General features: G+C 64.5%; 11 protein-coding genes and 3 rRNA genes. 12 read left to right on the top strand and 2 right to left on the bottom strand.

Translation table 11 applies throughout. The annotated features are described in order from the left end of the window. Positions 1–19 precede the first annotated feature (19 nt). Positions 20–1,690: a phosphoenolpyruvate--protein phosphotransferase gene (ptsP, locus tag CP975_RS04970; protein WP_055529188.1), complete on the bottom strand. Its 1,671-nt coding sequence runs from the start codon at positions 1,688–1,690 to the stop codon at positions 20–22. 77 nt (positions 1,691–1,767) lie between these two features. Beyond that, the gene (locus CP975_RS04965; protein WP_030789345.1) at positions 1,768–2,217 is read right to left on the bottom strand and encodes a PTS sugar transporter subunit IIA; all 450 of its coding nucleotides are present in this window, start codon (positions 2,215–2,217) and stop codon (positions 1,768–1,770) included. Between the two features lie 667 nt (positions 2,218–2,884). Between CP975_RS04965 and CP975_RS04955 the strand changes: the two genes are divergently transcribed. The 12 genes from CP975_RS04955 to CP975_RS04900 all read left to right on the top strand — a co-directional run bounded on the left by CP975_RS04955 (position 2,885) and on the right by CP975_RS04900 (position 16,770). Next, a 16S ribosomal RNA gene (locus tag CP975_RS04955) occupies positions 2,885–4,410 on the top strand. 319 nt (positions 4,411–4,729) lie between these two features. Further along, a 23S ribosomal RNA gene (locus CP975_RS04950) occupies positions 4,730–7,855 on the top strand. Positions 7,856–7,942: 87 nt separating this feature from the next. After that, positions 7,943–8,059: ribosomal RNA gene (gene rrf / locus CP975_RS04945) — 5S ribosomal RNA — on the top strand. Together the 16S, 23S and 5S rRNA genes form the textbook arrangement of a ribosomal RNA operon. A gap of 155 nt (positions 8,060–8,214) precedes the next feature. Further along, complete coding sequence (gene clsA / locus CP975_RS04940; protein ID WP_055536384.1) at positions 8,215–8,823, top strand: cardiolipin synthase ClsA; 609 nt, start codon at positions 8,215–8,217, stop codon at positions 8,821–8,823. 113 nt (positions 8,824–8,936) lie between these two features. Next, positions 8,937–11,432, top strand: coding sequence for a mannose-1-phosphate guanyltransferase (locus tag CP975_RS04935; RefSeq protein ID WP_055536383.1), 2,496 nt, complete (start codon positions 8,937–8,939; stop codon positions 11,430–11,432). 89 nt (positions 11,433–11,521) lie between these two features. Further along, positions 11,522–12,421 carry a DUF881 domain-containing protein gene (locus tag CP975_RS04930; protein WP_150476612.1) on the top strand — a complete coding sequence of 300 codons (900 nt, stop codon included), beginning with the start codon at positions 11,522–11,524 and terminating at the stop codon, positions 12,419–12,421. After that, on the top strand, positions 12,418–12,750 hold the full coding sequence (locus CP975_RS04925) for a small basic family protein (RefSeq protein WP_030794354.1): 333 nt from the start codon (positions 12,418–12,420) through the stop codon (positions 12,748–12,750). The genes CP975_RS04930 and CP975_RS04925 overlap by 4 nt, the downstream gene beginning before the upstream one ends. A 5-nt stretch (positions 12,751–12,755) precedes the next feature. Continuing rightward, positions 12,756–13,583 (top strand): DUF881 domain-containing protein, encoded by an 828-nt coding sequence (locus tag CP975_RS04920; RefSeq protein WP_055536381.1) that lies wholly within the window; start codon positions 12,756–12,758, stop codon positions 13,581–13,583. Between the two features lie 82 nt (positions 13,584–13,665). Next, the gene (locus tag CP975_RS04915; RefSeq protein ID WP_150476611.1) at positions 13,666–14,634 is read left to right on the top strand and encodes an FHA domain-containing protein; all 969 of its coding nucleotides are present in this window, start codon (positions 13,666–13,668) and stop codon (positions 14,632–14,634) included. 16 nt (positions 14,635–14,650) lie between these two features. After that, on the top strand, positions 14,651–15,394 hold the full coding sequence (gene ftsR / locus CP975_RS04910; protein WP_055536379.1) for a transcriptional regulator FtsR: 744 nt from the start codon (positions 14,651–14,653) through the stop codon (positions 15,392–15,394). Between the two features lie 118 nt (positions 15,395–15,512). Beyond that, positions 15,513–15,986: a bifunctional nuclease family protein gene (locus CP975_RS04905; RefSeq protein WP_030794342.1), complete on the top strand. Its 474-nt coding sequence runs from the start codon at positions 15,513–15,515 to the stop codon at positions 15,984–15,986. A gap of 169 nt (positions 15,987–16,155) precedes the next feature. Next, the gene (locus CP975_RS04900) at positions 16,156–16,770 is read left to right on the top strand and encodes a MerR family transcriptional regulator (protein WP_150476610.1); all 615 of its coding nucleotides are present in this window, start codon (positions 16,156–16,158) and stop codon (positions 16,768–16,770) included. Positions 16,771–16,850 lie beyond the last annotated feature (80 nt).

Below are 16,850 nucleotides of genomic sequence, written 5' to 3'. Positions count from 1 at the left end.
CGGAACGACGACCGTACGGCTACTCGCCGGACAGCACAGCCTGCGCGGCCTTGCGGGCCTCCTCGGCCGTGTCCGCGGCACGGGCAGCCGACGCGGCACGCTCGCACTGGGCAAGCGTGTACTTGCCGAGCGTCGCCCGCACGTAAGGAATCGACGCGGCACCCATCGACAGAGAGGTGACACCCAGACCGGTCAGCACACAGGCGAGCAGCGGGTCCGACGCCGCCTCGCCACACACGCCACAGCTCTTGCCCTCGGCCCTCGCCGCCTCGGCGGACAGCGAGACCAGGTCGAGCAGCGCGGGCTGCCACGGGTCCTGGAGCCGGGACACGGCGCCCACCTGCCGGTCGGCGGCGAACGCGTACTGCGCGAGGTCGTTGGTGCCCAGCGAGAGGAACTCGACCTCTTGAAGGATCGAGCGCGCACGCAGAGCGGCCGACGGAATCTCGACCATCGCGCCGAACTTCGCCTGCAAGCCGGCCTCGCGGCACGCGTCCGCGAACGCCCTGGCGTCGGTGCGGTCCGCGACCATGGGAGCCATGACCTCGAGGTAGACCGGCAGCCCCTCGGCGGCCTTGGCCAGCGCGGTCAGCTGCGTCCGCAGCACCTCCGGGTGGTCGAGCAGCGTCCGCAGGCCCCGCACGCCGAGCGCCGGGTTCGGCTCGTCGCCCGGCGTCAGGAAGTCCAGCGGCTTGTCGGCACCGGCGTCCAGCACGCGTACGACGACACGGCCCTCGGGGAAGGCCTCGAGCACCTTGCGGTACGCCTCGACCTGCTTCTCCTCGGACGGCGCCTGGGTGCTGTCGTCCAGGAAGAGGAACTCGGTACGGAACAGACCGACGCCCTCGGCCCCCGCCTCGACGGCAGCGGGCACGTCGGCAGGGCCGCCGACGTTGGCAAGGAGCGGCACCTTGTGCCCGTCGGACGTCGCACCGGGCCCGGTCGACGCCGCCAGCGCCGCCTTGCGCTCGGCAGCGGCGGCCTCGAGCTGCTCCCGCTTCTCGACACTCGGGTCGACGAAGATCTCACCGGTGCTGCCGTCGACGGCCACGACAGTGCCCTCGGCAAGCTCCCCGGCACCCGGCAGCGCGACCACGGCCGGCACGCCGAGCGCACGGGCGAGAATCGCGCTGTGGCTGGTGGGCCCGCCCTCTTCGGTGACGAAGCCGAGGACCAGAGCCGGGTCGAGCAGCGCGGTGTCGGCGGGCGCCAAGTCCCGCGCGATCAGTACGTACGGCTCGTCGCTGTCCGGGACACCCGGCATCGGAACGCCCAGCAGCCGCGCGACGATACGATTCCGCACGTCGTCGAGGTCCGCCACGCGGCCGGCCATGTACTCACCGGCACCGGCCAGCAGTTCGCGGTAGTGGGAGAACGCGTCGTAGATGGCGCGCTCGGCCGTGCTGCCGACGGTGACGCGACGGTCGACGTCGGACATCAGCTCCGGGTCCTGGGCGATCATGGCCTGCGCCTCGAGCACCGCCTGAGCCTCGCCACCGGCCAGATTGCCGCGCGCAATCAGGTCGGCCGCCACAGCTTCCACGGCCTGGCGGGCGCGCCCCTGTTCGCGCTCCGCCTCCTCCGCGGGAATCTGCTTGGCCGGCGGCTCGAGAACCGCCGTGCCCATGTGCCGAACCTCGCCGATCGCCACACCGTGGCTCACACCGACGCCTCGCAGCGTTGTCTCCATCTCACCCGTCTCCGATAGTGCGGCGGACCCGGCCGCCGCGATGGTTGTCCTACCTGCCGTCAACGACGGCGATGACGTCACTTCCAGCCGAAGAGCGCGTCGCCGGCCTTCACGTCGCCGTCCTCGACCAACTCGGAGAGGGACTCGGCCGTGGCCTCGAGCGCCACGACAGGGCACACCGGGGACTTGCCGGCGGCCTCGACGGCGGCCGGGTCCCAGCGCACCACGGACTGGCCGCGCTGCACGGTGTCACCCTTGTTGACGAGCAGCTCGAAGCCCTCGCCATTCAGCTGAACGGTGTCGATGCCAAGATGCGTCAGGACGCCGTGACCCTGATCGTCGACCACTACGAACGCGTGGGGGTGAAGAGAGACGACGATGCCGTCCACGGGCGAGACGGCGACGGAGGCCTCACGCACGGGATCGATGGCCGTGCCAGGGCCGACCATGGCACCTGAGAACACGGGATCCGGTACTGCGGAGAGCCCAATGGCGCGTCCGGCGAGCGGGGACGAAACACTGGTCATGGCATGCCTCCCAGGGGGTGGAGATGTGTAGCCGCCGTCGCTACCTGTCCTGGACGACGCACTGCTCAGAAGCGTAAGTCATAAGAAGTCCCGGTTCCGCACGAGAGATCCCGGTTGACGGACGTAGGAGCACAGCACAAACGATTTGCGCCTGCCCGGCAGCAGATGTAGAGTCGGAACCTGCCTGAGGCCGTGGGACGCAGCCAAGCGTCCTGGCTCGGCGACCTCCTTCACGATCAGATCGTATCCCTGAGTCTGGTTCCGCATGTTTGCGGTGGCCGTGGTCAGAGAGTCGAATGAGACCTGATAAAGTCGGAGCCGCCGGAAAGGGAAACGCGAAAGCCGAAAGGCCGGAGCGGGAACCGGAAAGGCACCGGGGAAATCGGACACGAAAGAGTCTGATAGAGTCGGAAACGCAAGAACAAAAGAAACACCGAAGGGAAGCGCCCGGAGGAAAGCCCGAGAGGGTGAGTACAAAGGAAGCGTCCGTTCCTTGAGAACTCAACAGCGTGCCAAAAGTCAACGCCAGATATGTTGATAACCCCGTCTCCAGCATCAGCTGGGACGCGGTTCCTTTGAAGAAACACAGCGAGGACGCTGTGAACGGACGGGATTATTCCTCCCGACCGTTCCGCTCTCGTGGTGTCATCCCGATTACGGGAGAACATTCACGGAGAGTTTGATCCTGGCTCAGGACGAACGCTGGCGGCGTGCTTAACACATGCAAGTCGAACGATGAAGCCCTTCGGGGTGGATTAGTGGCGAACGGGTGAGTAACACGTGGGCAATCTGCCCTTCACTCTGGGACAAGCCCTGGAAACGGGGTCTAATACCGGATAACACCTCCACTCTCCTGGGTGGAGGTTAAAAGCTCCGGCGGTGAAGGATGAGCCCGCGGCCTATCAGCTTGTTGGTGAGGTAATGGCTCACCAAGGCGACGACGGGTAGCCGGCCTGAGAGGGCGACCGGCCACACTGGGACTGAGACACGGCCCAGACTCCTACGGGAGGCAGCAGTGGGGAATATTGCACAATGGGCGAAAGCCTGATGCAGCGACGCCGCGTGAGGGATGACGGCCTTCGGGTTGTAAACCTCTTTCAGCAGGGAAGAAGCGAAAGTGACGGTACCTGCAGAAGAAGCGCCGGCTAACTACGTGCCAGCAGCCGCGGTAATACGTAGGGCGCAAGCGTTGTCCGGAATTATTGGGCGTAAAGAGCTCGTAGGCGGCTTGTCACGTCGGGTGTGAAAGCCCGGGGCTTAACCCCGGGTCTGCATTCGATACGGGCTAGCTAGAGTGTGGTAGGGGAGATCGGAATTCCTGGTGTAGCGGTGAAATGCGCAGATATCAGGAGGAACACCGGTGGCGAAGGCGGATCTCTGGGCCATTACTGACGCTGAGGAGCGAAAGCGTGGGGAGCGAACAGGATTAGATACCCTGGTAGTCCACGCCGTAAACGGTGGGAACTAGGTGTTGGCGACATTCCACGTCGTCGGTGCCGCAGCTAACGCATTAAGTTCCCCGCCTGGGGAGTACGGCCGCAAGGCTAAAACTCAAAGGAATTGACGGGGGCCCGCACAAGCAGCGGAGCATGTGGCTTAATTCGACGCAACGCGAAGAACCTTACCAAGGCTTGACATACACCGGAAAGCATCAGAGATGGTGCCCCCCTTGTGGTCGGTGTACAGGTGGTGCATGGCTGTCGTCAGCTCGTGTCGTGAGATGTTGGGTTAAGTCCCGCAACGAGCGCAACCCTTGTTCTGTGTTGCCAGCATGCCCTTCGGGGTGATGGGGACTCACAGAAGACCGCCGGGGTCAACTCGGAGGAAGGTGGGGACGACGTCAAGTCATCATGCCCCTTATGTCTTGGGCTGCACACGTGCTACAATGGCAGGTACAATGAGCTGCGATACCGTGAGGTGGAGCGAATCTCAAAAAGCCTGTCTCAGTTCGGATTGGGGTCTGCAACTCGACCCCATGAAGTCGGAGTTGCTAGTAATCGCAGATCAGCATTGCTGCGGTGAATACGTTCCCGGGCCTTGTACACACCGCCCGTCACGTCACGAAAGTCGGTAACACCCGAAGCCGGTGGCCCAACCCCTTGTGGGAGGGAGCTGTCGAAGGTGGGACTGGCGATTGGGACGAAGTCGTAACAAGGTAGCCGTACCGGAAGGTGCGGCTGGATCACCTCCTTTCTAAGGAGCACTTCTAAGCCAAGCTTGCTTGGTTCAGAGGCCACTACGTCGGCAAACGATCGACGGTGGTTGCTCATGGGTGGAACGTTGACTACTCGGCCTGGTTCACGGGTCGGAGGCTGCAAGTACTGCTCTTCGGGGCGTGGAAAGCATGATCTTCGGACGGGACTCGGTCGGGCACGCTGTTGGGTATCTGAAGGTACGGGCTGTCAAGCCTGTCCTTCGGGATGCCGACCCCAGTACACTCACTGGTTTTGCTGGTGGGGTGATGGGTGGTTGGTCGTTGTTTGAGAACTGCACAGTGGACGCGAGCATCTGTGGCCAAGTTTTTAAGGGCGCACGGTGGATGCCTTGGCACCAGGAACCGATGAAGGACGTGGGAGGCCACGATAGTCCCCGGGGAGTCGTCAACCAGGCTTTGATCCGGGGGTTTCCGAATGGGGAAACCCGGCAGTCGTCATGGGCTGTCACCCGCTGCTGAACACATAGGCAGTGTGGAGGGAACGCGGGGAAGTGAAACATCTCAGTACCCGCAGGAAGAGAAAACAACCGTGATTCCGGGAGTAGTGGCGAGCGAAACCGGATGAGGCCAAACCGTATACGTGTGAGACCCGGCAGGGGTTGCGTATGCGGGGTTGTGGGATCTCTCTTTCACAGTCTGCCGGCTGTGAGACGAGTCAGAAACCGTTGATGTAGGCGAAGGACATGCGAAAGGTCCGGCGTAGAGGGTAAGACCCCCGTAGTCGAAACATCAGCGGCTCGTTTGAGAGACACCCAAGTAGCACGGGGCCCGAGAAATCCCGTGTGAATCTGGCGGGACCACCCGTTAAGCCTAAATATTCCCTGGTGACCGATAGCGGATAGTACCGTGAGGGAATGGTGAAAAGTACCGCGGGAGCGGAGTGAAATAGTACCTGAAACCGTGTGCCTACAAGCCGTGGGAGCGTCGGACATCAAGCTTGCTTGGTGTCTCGTGACTGCGTGCCTTTTGAAGAATGAGCCTGCGAGTTTGCGGTGTGTTGCGAGGTTAACCCGTGTGGGGAAGCCGTAGCGAAAGCGAGTCCGAATAGGGCGGTTTAGTAGCGCGCTCAAGACCCGAAGCGGAGTGATCTAGCCATGGGCAGGTTGAAGCGGCTGTAAGAGGTCGTGGAGGACCGAACCCACCAGGGTTGAAAACCTGGGGGATGACCTGTGGTTAGGGGTGAAAGGCCAATCAAACTCCGTGATAGCTGGTTCTCCCCGAAATGCATTTAGGTGCAGCGTCGTGTGTTTCTTGCCGGAGGTAGAGCACTGGATAGGCGATGGGCCCTACCGGGTTACTGACCTTAGCCAAACTCCGAATGCCGGTAAGTGAGAGCACGGCAGTGAGACTGTGGGGGATAAGCTCCATGGTCGAGAGGGAAACAGCCCAGAGCATCGACTAAGGCCCCTAAGCGTACGCTAAGTGGGAAAGGATGTGGAGTCGCAGAGACAACCAGGAGGTTGGCTTAGAAGCAGCCACCCTTGAAAGAGTGCGTAATAGCTCACTGGTCTAGTGATTCCGCGCCGACAATGTAGCGGGGCTCAAGCGTACCGCCGAAGTCGTGTCATTCCAGCATATAGGGCCAACGCCTGCTGGGATGGGTAGGGGAGCGTCGTGTGCCGGGTGAAGCTGCGCCGGAAGGCAGTGGTGGACGGTTCACGAGTGAGAATGCAGGCATGAGTAGCGATACATACGTGAGAAACGTGTGCGCCGATTGACTAAGGGTTCCTGGGTCAAGCTGATCTGCCCAGGGTAAGTCGGGACCTAAGGCGAGGCCGACAGGCGTAGTCGATGGATAACCGGTTGATATTCCGGTACCCGCTGTGAAGCGTCAAACATCGAGCCCATTAATGCTAAGGCCGTGAAGCCGTCCTGATCTCTTCGGAGTTGAGGGAAGTGGTGGAGCCGCTGACCCAAGGTGGTAGTAGGTGAGTGATGGGGTGACGCAGGAAGGTAGTCCAGCCCGGGCGGTGGTTGTCCCGGGGTAAGGGTGTAGGCCGTGTGATAGGTAAATCCGTCGCACATTAAGGCTGAGACCTGATGCCGAGCCGATTGTGGTGAAGTGGATGATCCTATGCTGTCGAGAAAAGCCTCTAGCGAGTTTCATGGCGGCCCGTACCCTAAACCGACTCAGGTGGTCAGGTAGAGAATACCGAGGCGTTCGGGTGAACTATGGTTAAGGAACTCGGCAAAATGCCCCCGTAACTTCGGGAGAAGGGGGGCCATCACTGGTGATCGGATTTACTCCGTGAGCTGGGGGTGGCCGCAGAGACCAGCGAGAAGCGACTGTTTACTAAAAACACAGGTCCGTGCGAAGCCGTAAGGCGATGTATACGGACTGACGCCTGCCCGGTGCTGGAACGTTAAGGGGACCGGTTAGTGCACTTTCGGGTGTGCGAAGCTGAGAACTTAAGCGCCAGTAAACGGCGGTGGTAACTATAACCATCCTAAGGTAGCGAAATTCCTTGTCGGGTAAGTTCCGACCTGCACGAATGGCGTAACGACTTCTCGACTGTCTCAACCATAGGCCCGGTGAAATTGCACTACGAGTAAAGATGCTCGTTTCGCGCAGAAGGACGGAAAGACCCCGGGACCTTTACTACAGTTTGATATTGGTGTTCGGTTCGGCTTGTGTAGGATAGGTGGGAGACTTTGAAGCGGGCACGCCAGTGTTCGTGGAGTCGCCGTTGAAATACCACTCTGGTCGTGCTGGATGTCTAACCTCGGTCCGTGATCCGGATCAGGGACAGTGTCTGATGGGTAGTTTAACTGGGGCGGTTGCCTCCCAAAGAGTAACGGAGGCGCCCAAAGGTTCCCTCAGCCTGGTTGGTAATCAGGTGTTGAGTGTAAGTGCACAAGGGAGCTTGACTGTGAGACCGACGGGTCGAGCAGGGACGAAAGTCGGGACTAGTGATCCGGCGGTGGCTTGTGGAAGCGCCGTCGCTCAACGGATAAAAGGTACCCCGGGGATAACAGGCTGATCTTCCCCAAGAGTCCATATCGACGGGATGGTTTGGCACCTCGATGTCGGCTCGTCGCATCCTGGGGCTGGAGTCGGTCCCAAGGGTTGGGCTGTTCGCCCATTAAAGCGGTACGCGAGCTGGGTTTAGAACGTCGTGAGACAGTTCGGTCCCTATCCTCTGTGCGCGTAGGAATATTGAGAAGGGCTGTCCCTAGTACGAGAGGACCGGGACGGACGAACCTCTGGTGTGCCAGTTGTCCTGCCAAGGGCATGGCTGGTTGGCTACGTTCGGAAAGGATAACCGCTGAAAGCATCTAAGCGGGAAGCCTGCTTCGAGATGAGTATTCCCACCCCCTTTGAGGGGTTAAGGCTCCCAGTAGACGACTGGGTTGATAGGCCAGATCTGGAAGCCCGGTAACGGGTGGAGGTGACTGGTACTAATAGGCCGAGGGCTTGTCCTCAGTTGCTCGCGTCCACTGTGTTGGTTCTGAAACCACGAACAACCCCGTACATGGTCACGTGCGGTGCGGTTGACAGTTTCATAGTGTTTCGGTGGTCATAGCATGAGGGAAACGCCCGGTTACATTCCGAACCCGGAAGCTAAGCCTCATAGCGCCGATGGTACTGCAGGGGGGACCCTGTGGGAGAGTAGGACGCCGCCGAACTTCTTTTATAGCCGTGGTCCCTGGATTCAATTCCAGGGGCCACGGCTTTTTTGTTTTCCGGGCGTAGTGCCCAGCCACCCCTCCGCACCACCCTGCGTCAACTGAGGGTAAGGTCAGGGGGCATCATCGGTTCTTTTCCCACAGGAGGCCCCCGGGTGGAGGTCCAGGAGACGCGCGTCCAGACGGACCGTGTCCTCACCATCCCGAACATCCTCAGCATGGCGCGTCTCGCCGGCGTGCCCCTCTTCCTGTGGTTGATCCTCAGGCCGGAGTTCGGAGGTCCCAACAGCGATGGGTGGGCGCTCCTGGTGCTCGCGCTCAGTGGGATCAGTGATTACCTCGACGGGAAGCTCGCGCGGCGCTGGAACCAGATCAGCAACCTCGGCAGGCTGCTCGATCCCGCGGCGGACCGGCTCTATATCCTCTCGACGCTGCTCGGTCTGACGTGGCGGGAGATTCTTCCGCTCTGGCTGACCGCGGTGCTCCTGCTGCGCGAGTTGGTCCTGCTGGTGATGGTCTGGATCCTCAGGCGCCACGGCTATCCCCCTCCGCAGGTGAACTTCCTGGGCAAGGCCGCCACCTTCAACCTGATGTACGCCTTTCCACTACTGCTGCTGAGCGATGGCAGCGACTGGCTTGCATCGATCGCTGCTATTTTCGGATGGGCGTTCGCCGGATGGGGTACAACGCTGTACTGGTGGGCAGGGATCCTGTATGTGGTTCAGGTCCGCCGACTTGTCAAGGTGGACAACATGGCCGATTGAGCTTGCTGATTCGGTGACCGTAGAGGCGCGTAGGCCCGTGGCTGACATATACGGGACCAACTCGGCGGGCTGAGTCGGCTAGATCGTCGTCTATTGAGGAGGACGTTTCCGACATGAAGGCCGTCGTAATGGCCGGCGGCGAAGGCACTCGCCTTCGCCCCATGACCTCTAGCATGCCCAAGCCGCTCCTGCCCGTGGCCAACCGGCCGATCATGGAGCATGTGCTGCGCCTGCTGAAGAGGCATGGTCTGACCGAGACCGTGGTAACAGTGCAGTTCTTGGCATCGCTCGTCAAGAACTACTTCGGCGACGGCGAAGAGCTCGGGATGGAGCTCACCTATGCCAACGAGGAGAAGCCGCTCGGAACCGCCGGCAGCGTCAAGAACGCCGAGGAAGCGCTGAAGGACGACGCCTTCCTCGTGATCTCCGGTGACGCGCTGACCGATTTCGACCTCACCGAGCTGATTAACTTCCACAAGGAAAAGGGTGCGCTGGTCACCGTCTGCTTGACGCGCGTACCCAATCCGCTGGAATTCGGCATCACCATCGTCGACGAGGAAGGCAAGGTCGAGCGCTTCCTCGAGAAGCCGACCTGGGGGCAGGTCTTCTCCGACACGGTGAACACGGGCATCTACGTGATGGAGCCCGAGGTGTTCGACTACGTCGAGGCCGATGTGCCGGTCGACTGGTCCGGAGATGTCTTCCCGCAGCTCATGAAGGAAGGCAAGCCCGTCTACGGCTACATCGCCGAGGGCTACTGGGAAGACGTCGGCACCCACGAGAGCTATGGCAAGGCGCAGGCCGACGTCCTTGAGGGCAAGGTCGACGTCGAGATCGACGGCTTCGAGATCTCGCCCGGAGTGTGGGTCGCGGAGGGCGCCGAGGTGCACCCTGACGCCGTGCTGCGCGGGCCCCTGTACATCGGGGACTACGCCAAGGTCGAGGCGAACGTCGAGATCCGTGAGCACACGGTGGTGGGCTCGAACGTCGTGGTGAAGGACGGGGCGTTCCTGCACAAGGCCGTCGTCCACGACAACGTCTATATCGGCCAGCACAGCAATCTGCGCGGCTGTGTCATCGGGAAGAACACCGACATCATGCGTGCCGCCCGCATCGAGGACGGTGCGGTGATCGGCGACGAGTGCCTCGTCGGTGAAGAATCGATCATCCAGGGCAATGTACGGGTCTATCCGTTCAAGACGATCGAGGCCGGCGCGTTCGTCAACACGTCCGTCATCTGGGAGTCCCGCGGTCAGGCGCACCTGTTCGGCGCCCGCGGGGTGTCCGGGATCCTGAACGTGGAGATCACGCCGGAACTCGCCGTGCGGCTCGCGGGAGCGTATGCGACGACTCTGAAGAAGGGGTCGACCGTCACCACCGCGCGTGACCACTCGCGAGGCGCCCGTGCGCTCAAGCGGGCGGTGATCTCGGCGTTGCAGGCCAGCGCCATCGACGTACGCGACCTGGAGAACGTGCCACTGCCCGTCGCGCGGCAGCAGACGGCCCGGGGCAGCGCCGGCGGAATCATGATCCGGACGACACCCGGGGTGCCGGACTCCGTCGACATCATGTTCTTCGACGGGGAGGGAGCGGACCTGTCGCAGGCCAGCCAGCGGAAGCTGGACCGGGTCTACGCGCGCCAGGAGTACCGGCGGGCCTTCCCCGGGGAGATCGGGGACCTGCACTTCCCGTCCAGCGTGTTCGACTCGTACACCGGTTCGCTGCTGCGGAACGTCGACACCACGGGTATCGCCGAGTCGGAGCTGAAGGTCGTCGTCGACGCGTCCAACGGTAGCGCCGGCCTCGTGCTGCCGAGCCTGCTGGGGAAGCTCGGCGTGGACGCGTTGACGATCAACCCCGGGCTCGACGAGTCGCGGCCTACCGAGACCGCCGATACGCGCAGGTCCGGCTTGGTGCGGCTCGGCGAGATCGTGGCATCGGCGCGGGCGGCCTTCGGCGTGCGGTTCGACCCCGTGGGCGAGCGGCTGTCGCTCGTTGACGAGAAGGGGCGGATCGTCGAGGACGACCGGGCCCTGCTGGTCATGCTGGACCTGGTGGCCGCCGAGCGGCGCAGCGGGCGTGTGGCGCTGCCGGTGACGACGACGCGCATCGCCGAGCAGGTGGCCGCTTACCACGGCACCCAGGTGGACTGGACGACCACGTCGCCGGACGACCTGACGAGGGTGGGGCGCGGAGAGTCGACGATCTTCGGCGGCGACGGGCGTGGCGGGTTCATCGTGCCCGAGTTCAGCAGCGTCTTCGACGGAACCGCAGCGTTCGTGCGGCTCATCGGTCTTGTGGCGCGTACGCAGCTCACCCTCAGCCAGATCGACGCGCGCATTCCACGTGCCCATGTGCTGCGGCGTGACCTCGCGACGCCGTGGGCCGTCAAGGGACTCGTGATGCGGCGCGTGGTCGAGGAGGCCGGAGACCGGTTCGTCGACACCACCGACGGCGTGCGGGTTGTCGAGGCCGATGGGCGTTGGGTGCTGGTGCTGCCCGACCCCGCCGAGGCCGTCACCCACCTGTGGGCCGAGGGGCCCGACGACGCGTCCGCCCAGGCGCTGCTCGACGAGTGGGCCGCGGTGGTGGACAGCGCCGGCCGCTGACCGTCTGCTGATGCCGGGCAGTACCAGCAACAGGTGCTGCCCGGCACGCCGGTGGGGCCATTCGGAGGAAGCGCCCACGACGTGCGACGATGTGCGGCATGCCGCAGCAGCCCCCCGTTCGGAGCACCCCCTCCCGCCCCAGGCGTCCGGACGCGTCCATGTCGCTGCTCACCACCGTCATGGACCACAGCCTGGACGAGGGATACGCGGAGGCGGCGGCCAGAAAGAAGGCCCGGGGGAACAGTGGCGTCCCTCGCCCGCTCAGGGCCAAACTCGGGCTCGCCGCAGGGCTCGTCCTCGCCGCCCTTGTGGTGACCGTGGGAGCCGCGCAGGCGCGGGTGGCGGCGCCGGTGCTCGCCAAGGAGCGCGAGGAACTCATCGACCGCGTCGAGGAGGCCACGACCGGAGCCGACAAGCTCGAGGACGACGTGGACGAACTACGCGACGACGTGGGCGAGCGGCAGCGGGCCGCGCTGAAGAAGCACGGCGGCAGCCAGGGCGAACTCGTCGGCCTCCTGTCCGGTGCCACGGAAGTCACCGGGCCCGGCGTGAAGCTCGTGGTGGACGACAAGAAGGAAGCCGACCAGGGCGGTGGCGGCCCGCGCGAGAGCGCCGGCTTCTCCGACACCGGGCGGGTGCGCGACCGAGACATGCAGCGCGTCGTCAACGGCCTGTGGCAGTCCGGCGCAGAGGCGATCTCCATCAACGACCAGCGGCTCACCGCCCTGTCGGCGATCAGGGCCGCGGGTGACGCGATACTGGTCGACAACAGGCCGCTGGTGCCGCCGTATACGGTGCTGGCGGTAGGGGCGGGGAAACGCCTGAGCACCCGGTTCCAGAACAGCCCCGACGGTCAGTACCTGCACGCTCTGCAGGAGAACTTCGGCATCCGGACCAGCATCTCCGTGTCGGACGAGCTCCAGCTGCCCGCAGCGCCCAGTGTGACCGTACGTACAGCAGAGCCGAAGGCAGGAAAGGGCACATCGTGATCGCCGTACTGGGCCTCGTCGTGGGAGTCGTGGCCGGATTGTTGGTTCGGCCCGAGGTTCCGGCGGTGGTCGAGCCGTACCTTCCCATCGCCGTGGTCGCGGCTCTCGACGCCGTGTTCGGCGGGTTGCGCGCGATGCTCGACGGCATCTTCGACGACAAGGTCTTCGTGGTGTCGTTCCTGTCGAACGTGGTGGTGGCCGCGCTGATCGTCTTCCTGGGCGACAAGTTGGGCGTCGGCGCCCAGCTGTCCACCGGCGTGGTCGTGGTCCTCGGTATCCGGATCTTCTCCAACGCCGCCGCGATCCGTCGGCACATCTTCAGGGCGTGACGCCGATGAGCGCCGACGAGACGCCCCAGTACCGCCGCCGCGAGGAACTCCCCGCCGAGGTCCCGGCCGAGCCCGAGACCCCCGCCGCGCCCGTCCAGGGGCCGAAGAGCCTCACCGGCCGCCAGCGGCTGGCCAAGGGCCTGTGGCCGCCGCGGGTGACCAGGCCCCAACTCATCGTGGCCCTGCTGCTGTTCGTGCTCGGCCTCGGCCTGGCCATCCAGGTGCGGTCCAACAACGACAGCAGCGCCCTGCGCGGCGCGCGTCAGGAAGATCTCGTACGCATCCTCGATGAACTGGATGACCGTACTCAGCGTCTGGAAGAGGAGAAGCGGCGCCTCGAGGAGCAGCGGACCGGTCTTGAGAACAGCTCGGACCAGGCCGAAGAGGCGCGCAAGCAGACGGCCGAGCGCGAAAGGCAACTCGGCATCCTGGCAGGCACGGTGGCGGCCCAAGGGCCCGGCATCACGCTCGCCATCGAGGACAAGAAGGGGGCGATCGAGGCGGACATGCTGCTCGACGCCATTCAGGAGCTGCGCGCCGCCGGCGCCGAGGCGATCCAGATCAACAACGTACGCGTGGTGGCCAGCACCCATCTTTCGGACGCCGACGGCGGTGGCGTCCGGGTGGACGGCCGCGAGGTCGGCGAACCGTACCTCTTCAAGGTGATCGGCAAGCCGCAGGATCTGGAACCTGCGCTGAACATCCCGGGCGGTGTGGTGCAGACTCTGGAGAAGGAGCAGGCCACGGTCGCCGTGACCCGCTCGGAGAAGATCGTCGTAAGTGCCTTGCGACCTGCGAAGCGGCCTGACTACGCTCGGTCGTCCTCCCAGTGAGGGGCGGGCGCATGGGGGTCGTCAAGCCAGGGCATGAGGTTGCGGGGGGTCGGCGCACCGGAAGCGTGGTGCGTGGTGGAAACTGTTTGGTGGATACGGACGTTGTGAGGATGTCTGGTTCACCGATGAATGCCGGTGTGTGCAATCAGGGTTCGTCCTGCCCCACGGGCGGGTCTGTTTCGGTCAAGGGGAATCGCCCGTGAAGTTGTTTGCGAAGTTGTTCGGCAAGAGTGCACGTGAGGACAGCGGCAACCCCGCCACTGCCCGACACCGTGCCCCACGCCATGGAGATGCCGAGGGGCAGGGGGGCGAGCGCCCCATGTTCCGGGATCAGGTGACTGGTCCAGGTGGTGACATTTCGGGCGGACAGGGCGCGTCATCTGTTGACCCTGCCGGTCCCGGCCGCATAGGTTTCGGGGAACCGTCAACCTCAGGTACGGGTGGAGGGTTTACCCCCGGCCCGCACGCATCCCATGCCCCCTCGGGGCAGCCGCGGCAGGAGGACCCGTCCATGGCCCTGGTGTGTACGAGGTGCGGGAACCGCAACGCCGAGGCGAGCCGGTTCTGCTCCAACTGCGGTGCGCCGCTGCGCGCCGGGGCGGCGCCCGAGCGCGCGTCCGAGACGACCTCGACGATCTCCATCTCGGGCCTTGAGGCCTATGACTCGGAGGTCACGGGGCAGACGCCGTCCCCCGCGCTCTCCCCGGAGGCGCAGGCCGCCGTCGACGCGCTGCCGCTCGGCTCGGCGCTCCTCGTCGTGCGTCGCGGGCCGAACTCGGGCAGTCGTTTCCTGCTCGACGGAGAGCTGACCACGGCGGGGCGTCACCCGCAGAGCGACATCTTCCTGGACGACGTGACGGTGTCGCGTCGCCACGTGGAGTTCCGTCGCGTCCAGGACGGTTCCTTCACCGTCGCCGACGTGGGCAGCCTCAACGGCACGTACGTCAACCGGGAGCGCATCGACTCCGTCGCGCTGTCGAACGGCGACGAGGTGCAGATCGGTAAGTACCGACTGGTCTTCTACGCGAGCCAGCGCAGCGTCGGCATCTGACCTGTCAGGAAGGTCCATGCTTCAAACACCGAGGGGCGGTGCCGGAAACGGCACCGCCTCCGCGGATCATCGGCTGATGAGCATCGGCGCCGTGCTGAACGCACTGCGCGATGAGTTTCCCGAGGTCACGATCTCCAAGATTCGTTTCCTGGAGGCCGAGGGGCTCATCGAGCCGCAGCGCACCCCTTCCGGCTACCGGAAGTTCAGTCCGGAGGACGTCGAGCGGCTCGCTCACGTCCTACGGATGCAGCGCGACCACTATCTGCCGCTCAAGGTCATCAGGGAGCACCTGGAGGCGCTGGAGCGCGGCGAGAGGCCTTCACTGCCCACTCTGGGGCGCCAGCGGGACGGCGGCGGCGCCGAGGGCCTGGACGAGGCCGAGGAGCCTACGGCCGCCCGTGTGGGCCGTGAGGAGCTGCTGGCCGTCGCCGAGATCGATGAGCGGCAGCTCGACGAATGGGAGACGTACGGCCTTGTCGCGCGGCTGCCGGACGGCGGTTACGACGCGGAGGCCGTCACAGTCGCCTCGCTCGTCGTCGAACTCGGCCGGTTCGGTATCGAGCCACGCCATCTGCGGGCCATGAAGGCCGCCGCCGACCGGGAGGCGGGGCTCGTCGACCAGGTCGTGGCGCCTTTGCGGCGGCACCGCAATCCGCAGACCAGGGCCCATGCGGAGGCCCGTACCAAAGAACTGGCGGGCCTCACGGGGAAGCTGCATTCGGCCCTCGTGCAGACCGCTCTCGGCGTCAGAGTGCCCTGATTCAGGGGAAAGACCGCCCTGAATCAGTGGGACCCGCAGGGCACTCGGGGTCTTACTGGCTGGTACTCGGCGGGTGCCCGACTACCCAAACCTGCCAGCGACGTCCTAGGGTTGCTGTGTGAACGAGCTCGACGTCGTAGGTGTCCGGGTCGAAATGCCCTCCAACCAGCCGATCGTGCTCCTGCGTGAAGTGGGAGGCGACCGGTACCTCCCCATCTGGATCGGACCAGGTGAGGCGACCGCCATCGCCTTCGCGCAGCAGGGCATGGCACCCGCACGGCCGCTGACCCACGACCTGTTCAAGGACGTGCTGGAGGCCGTGGGCCAGGAGCTCTCCGAAGTGCGCATCACGGACCTCCGTGAAGGCGTCTTCTACGCCGAACTGGTCTTCGCCAGTGGTGTGGAGGTGAGCGCACGGCCGTCCGACGCCATAGCGCTGGCGCTGCGCACCGGGACGCCGATCTACGGTAGTGACGGTGTCCTGGACGACGCCGGCATCGCGATCCCGGACGAGCAGGAGGACGAGGTGGAGAAGTTCCGCGAGTTCCTCGACCAGATCTCGCCCGAGGACTTCGGCACCAACAGCCAGTGAGCCTTCTCCGGGGGCTCGAATCAGACCATTCGACTAGCCTTTCCCCGCGGCAAGGTGCGGGAAACCACTCTCAGGGTGATTATCACTCGGCGTGGCGAGTGTGGCGATCGTTGACGAGCCCCTGGTGACTGCCTACCGTCGAGAAGGCAGGTCAAGGACGGAGGTCGGCGTGAGAAGCAGCGGCGACGGTACGGCGGTGGGCGGTCCGTACCCGCTTCACAGCAGCGCGACCGATCACTCTCCGAAACCGATGGCGGTCCAGGGGAGCGGGGACGCGACGTTCGAGAATTCCGAGCAGATCGGGTACCGCGGGCCGACCGCGTGCGCGGCCGCGGGCATCACGTACCGACAGCTCGACTACTGGGCCCGGACGGGTCTGGTCGAGCCCAGCGTGCGCGCCGCCGGGGGCTCCGGGACCCAGCGGCTCTACAGCTTCCGTGACGTCGTCGTCCTGAAGGTCGTCAAGAGGTTCCTCGATACCGGGGTATCGCTACAGAACATCCGTACGACGGTCCAGCATCTGCGGGAGCGCGGATTCTGTGATCTTGAGCGGATGACCCTGATGAGCGACGGGGCGACGGTCTACGAGTGCACCTCGCCCAGCGAGGTGCACGACCTCCTCCAAGGCGGTCAGGGGATCTTCGGGATCGCCGTGGGTGTGGTGTGGCGTGATGTCGAGGCCGCGCTGTCCCAGCTGCACGGGGAGCGGATCGACACCGGGGAGACGCTCATCGGGAACAACCCCGGCGACGAACTTGCCAGGCGGCGCAACAGAGCGGTCTGAAGTCCCCGGGCCGTCCCGAGCGGCCCGACTCCGGAAGAGCGGCATCGGCGGGGCATTGTCAGTGGCGTAGGGCAGCATCG

The sequence above is a fragment of the Streptomyces alboniger genome (assembly GCF_008704395.1).
GTDB lineage: Bacteria > Actinomycetota > Actinomycetes > Streptomycetales > Streptomycetaceae > Streptomyces > Streptomyces alboniger.
Note: the sequence above shows the minus strand (reverse complement) of the source record. Positions and strands in the feature narration are given on the sequence as shown.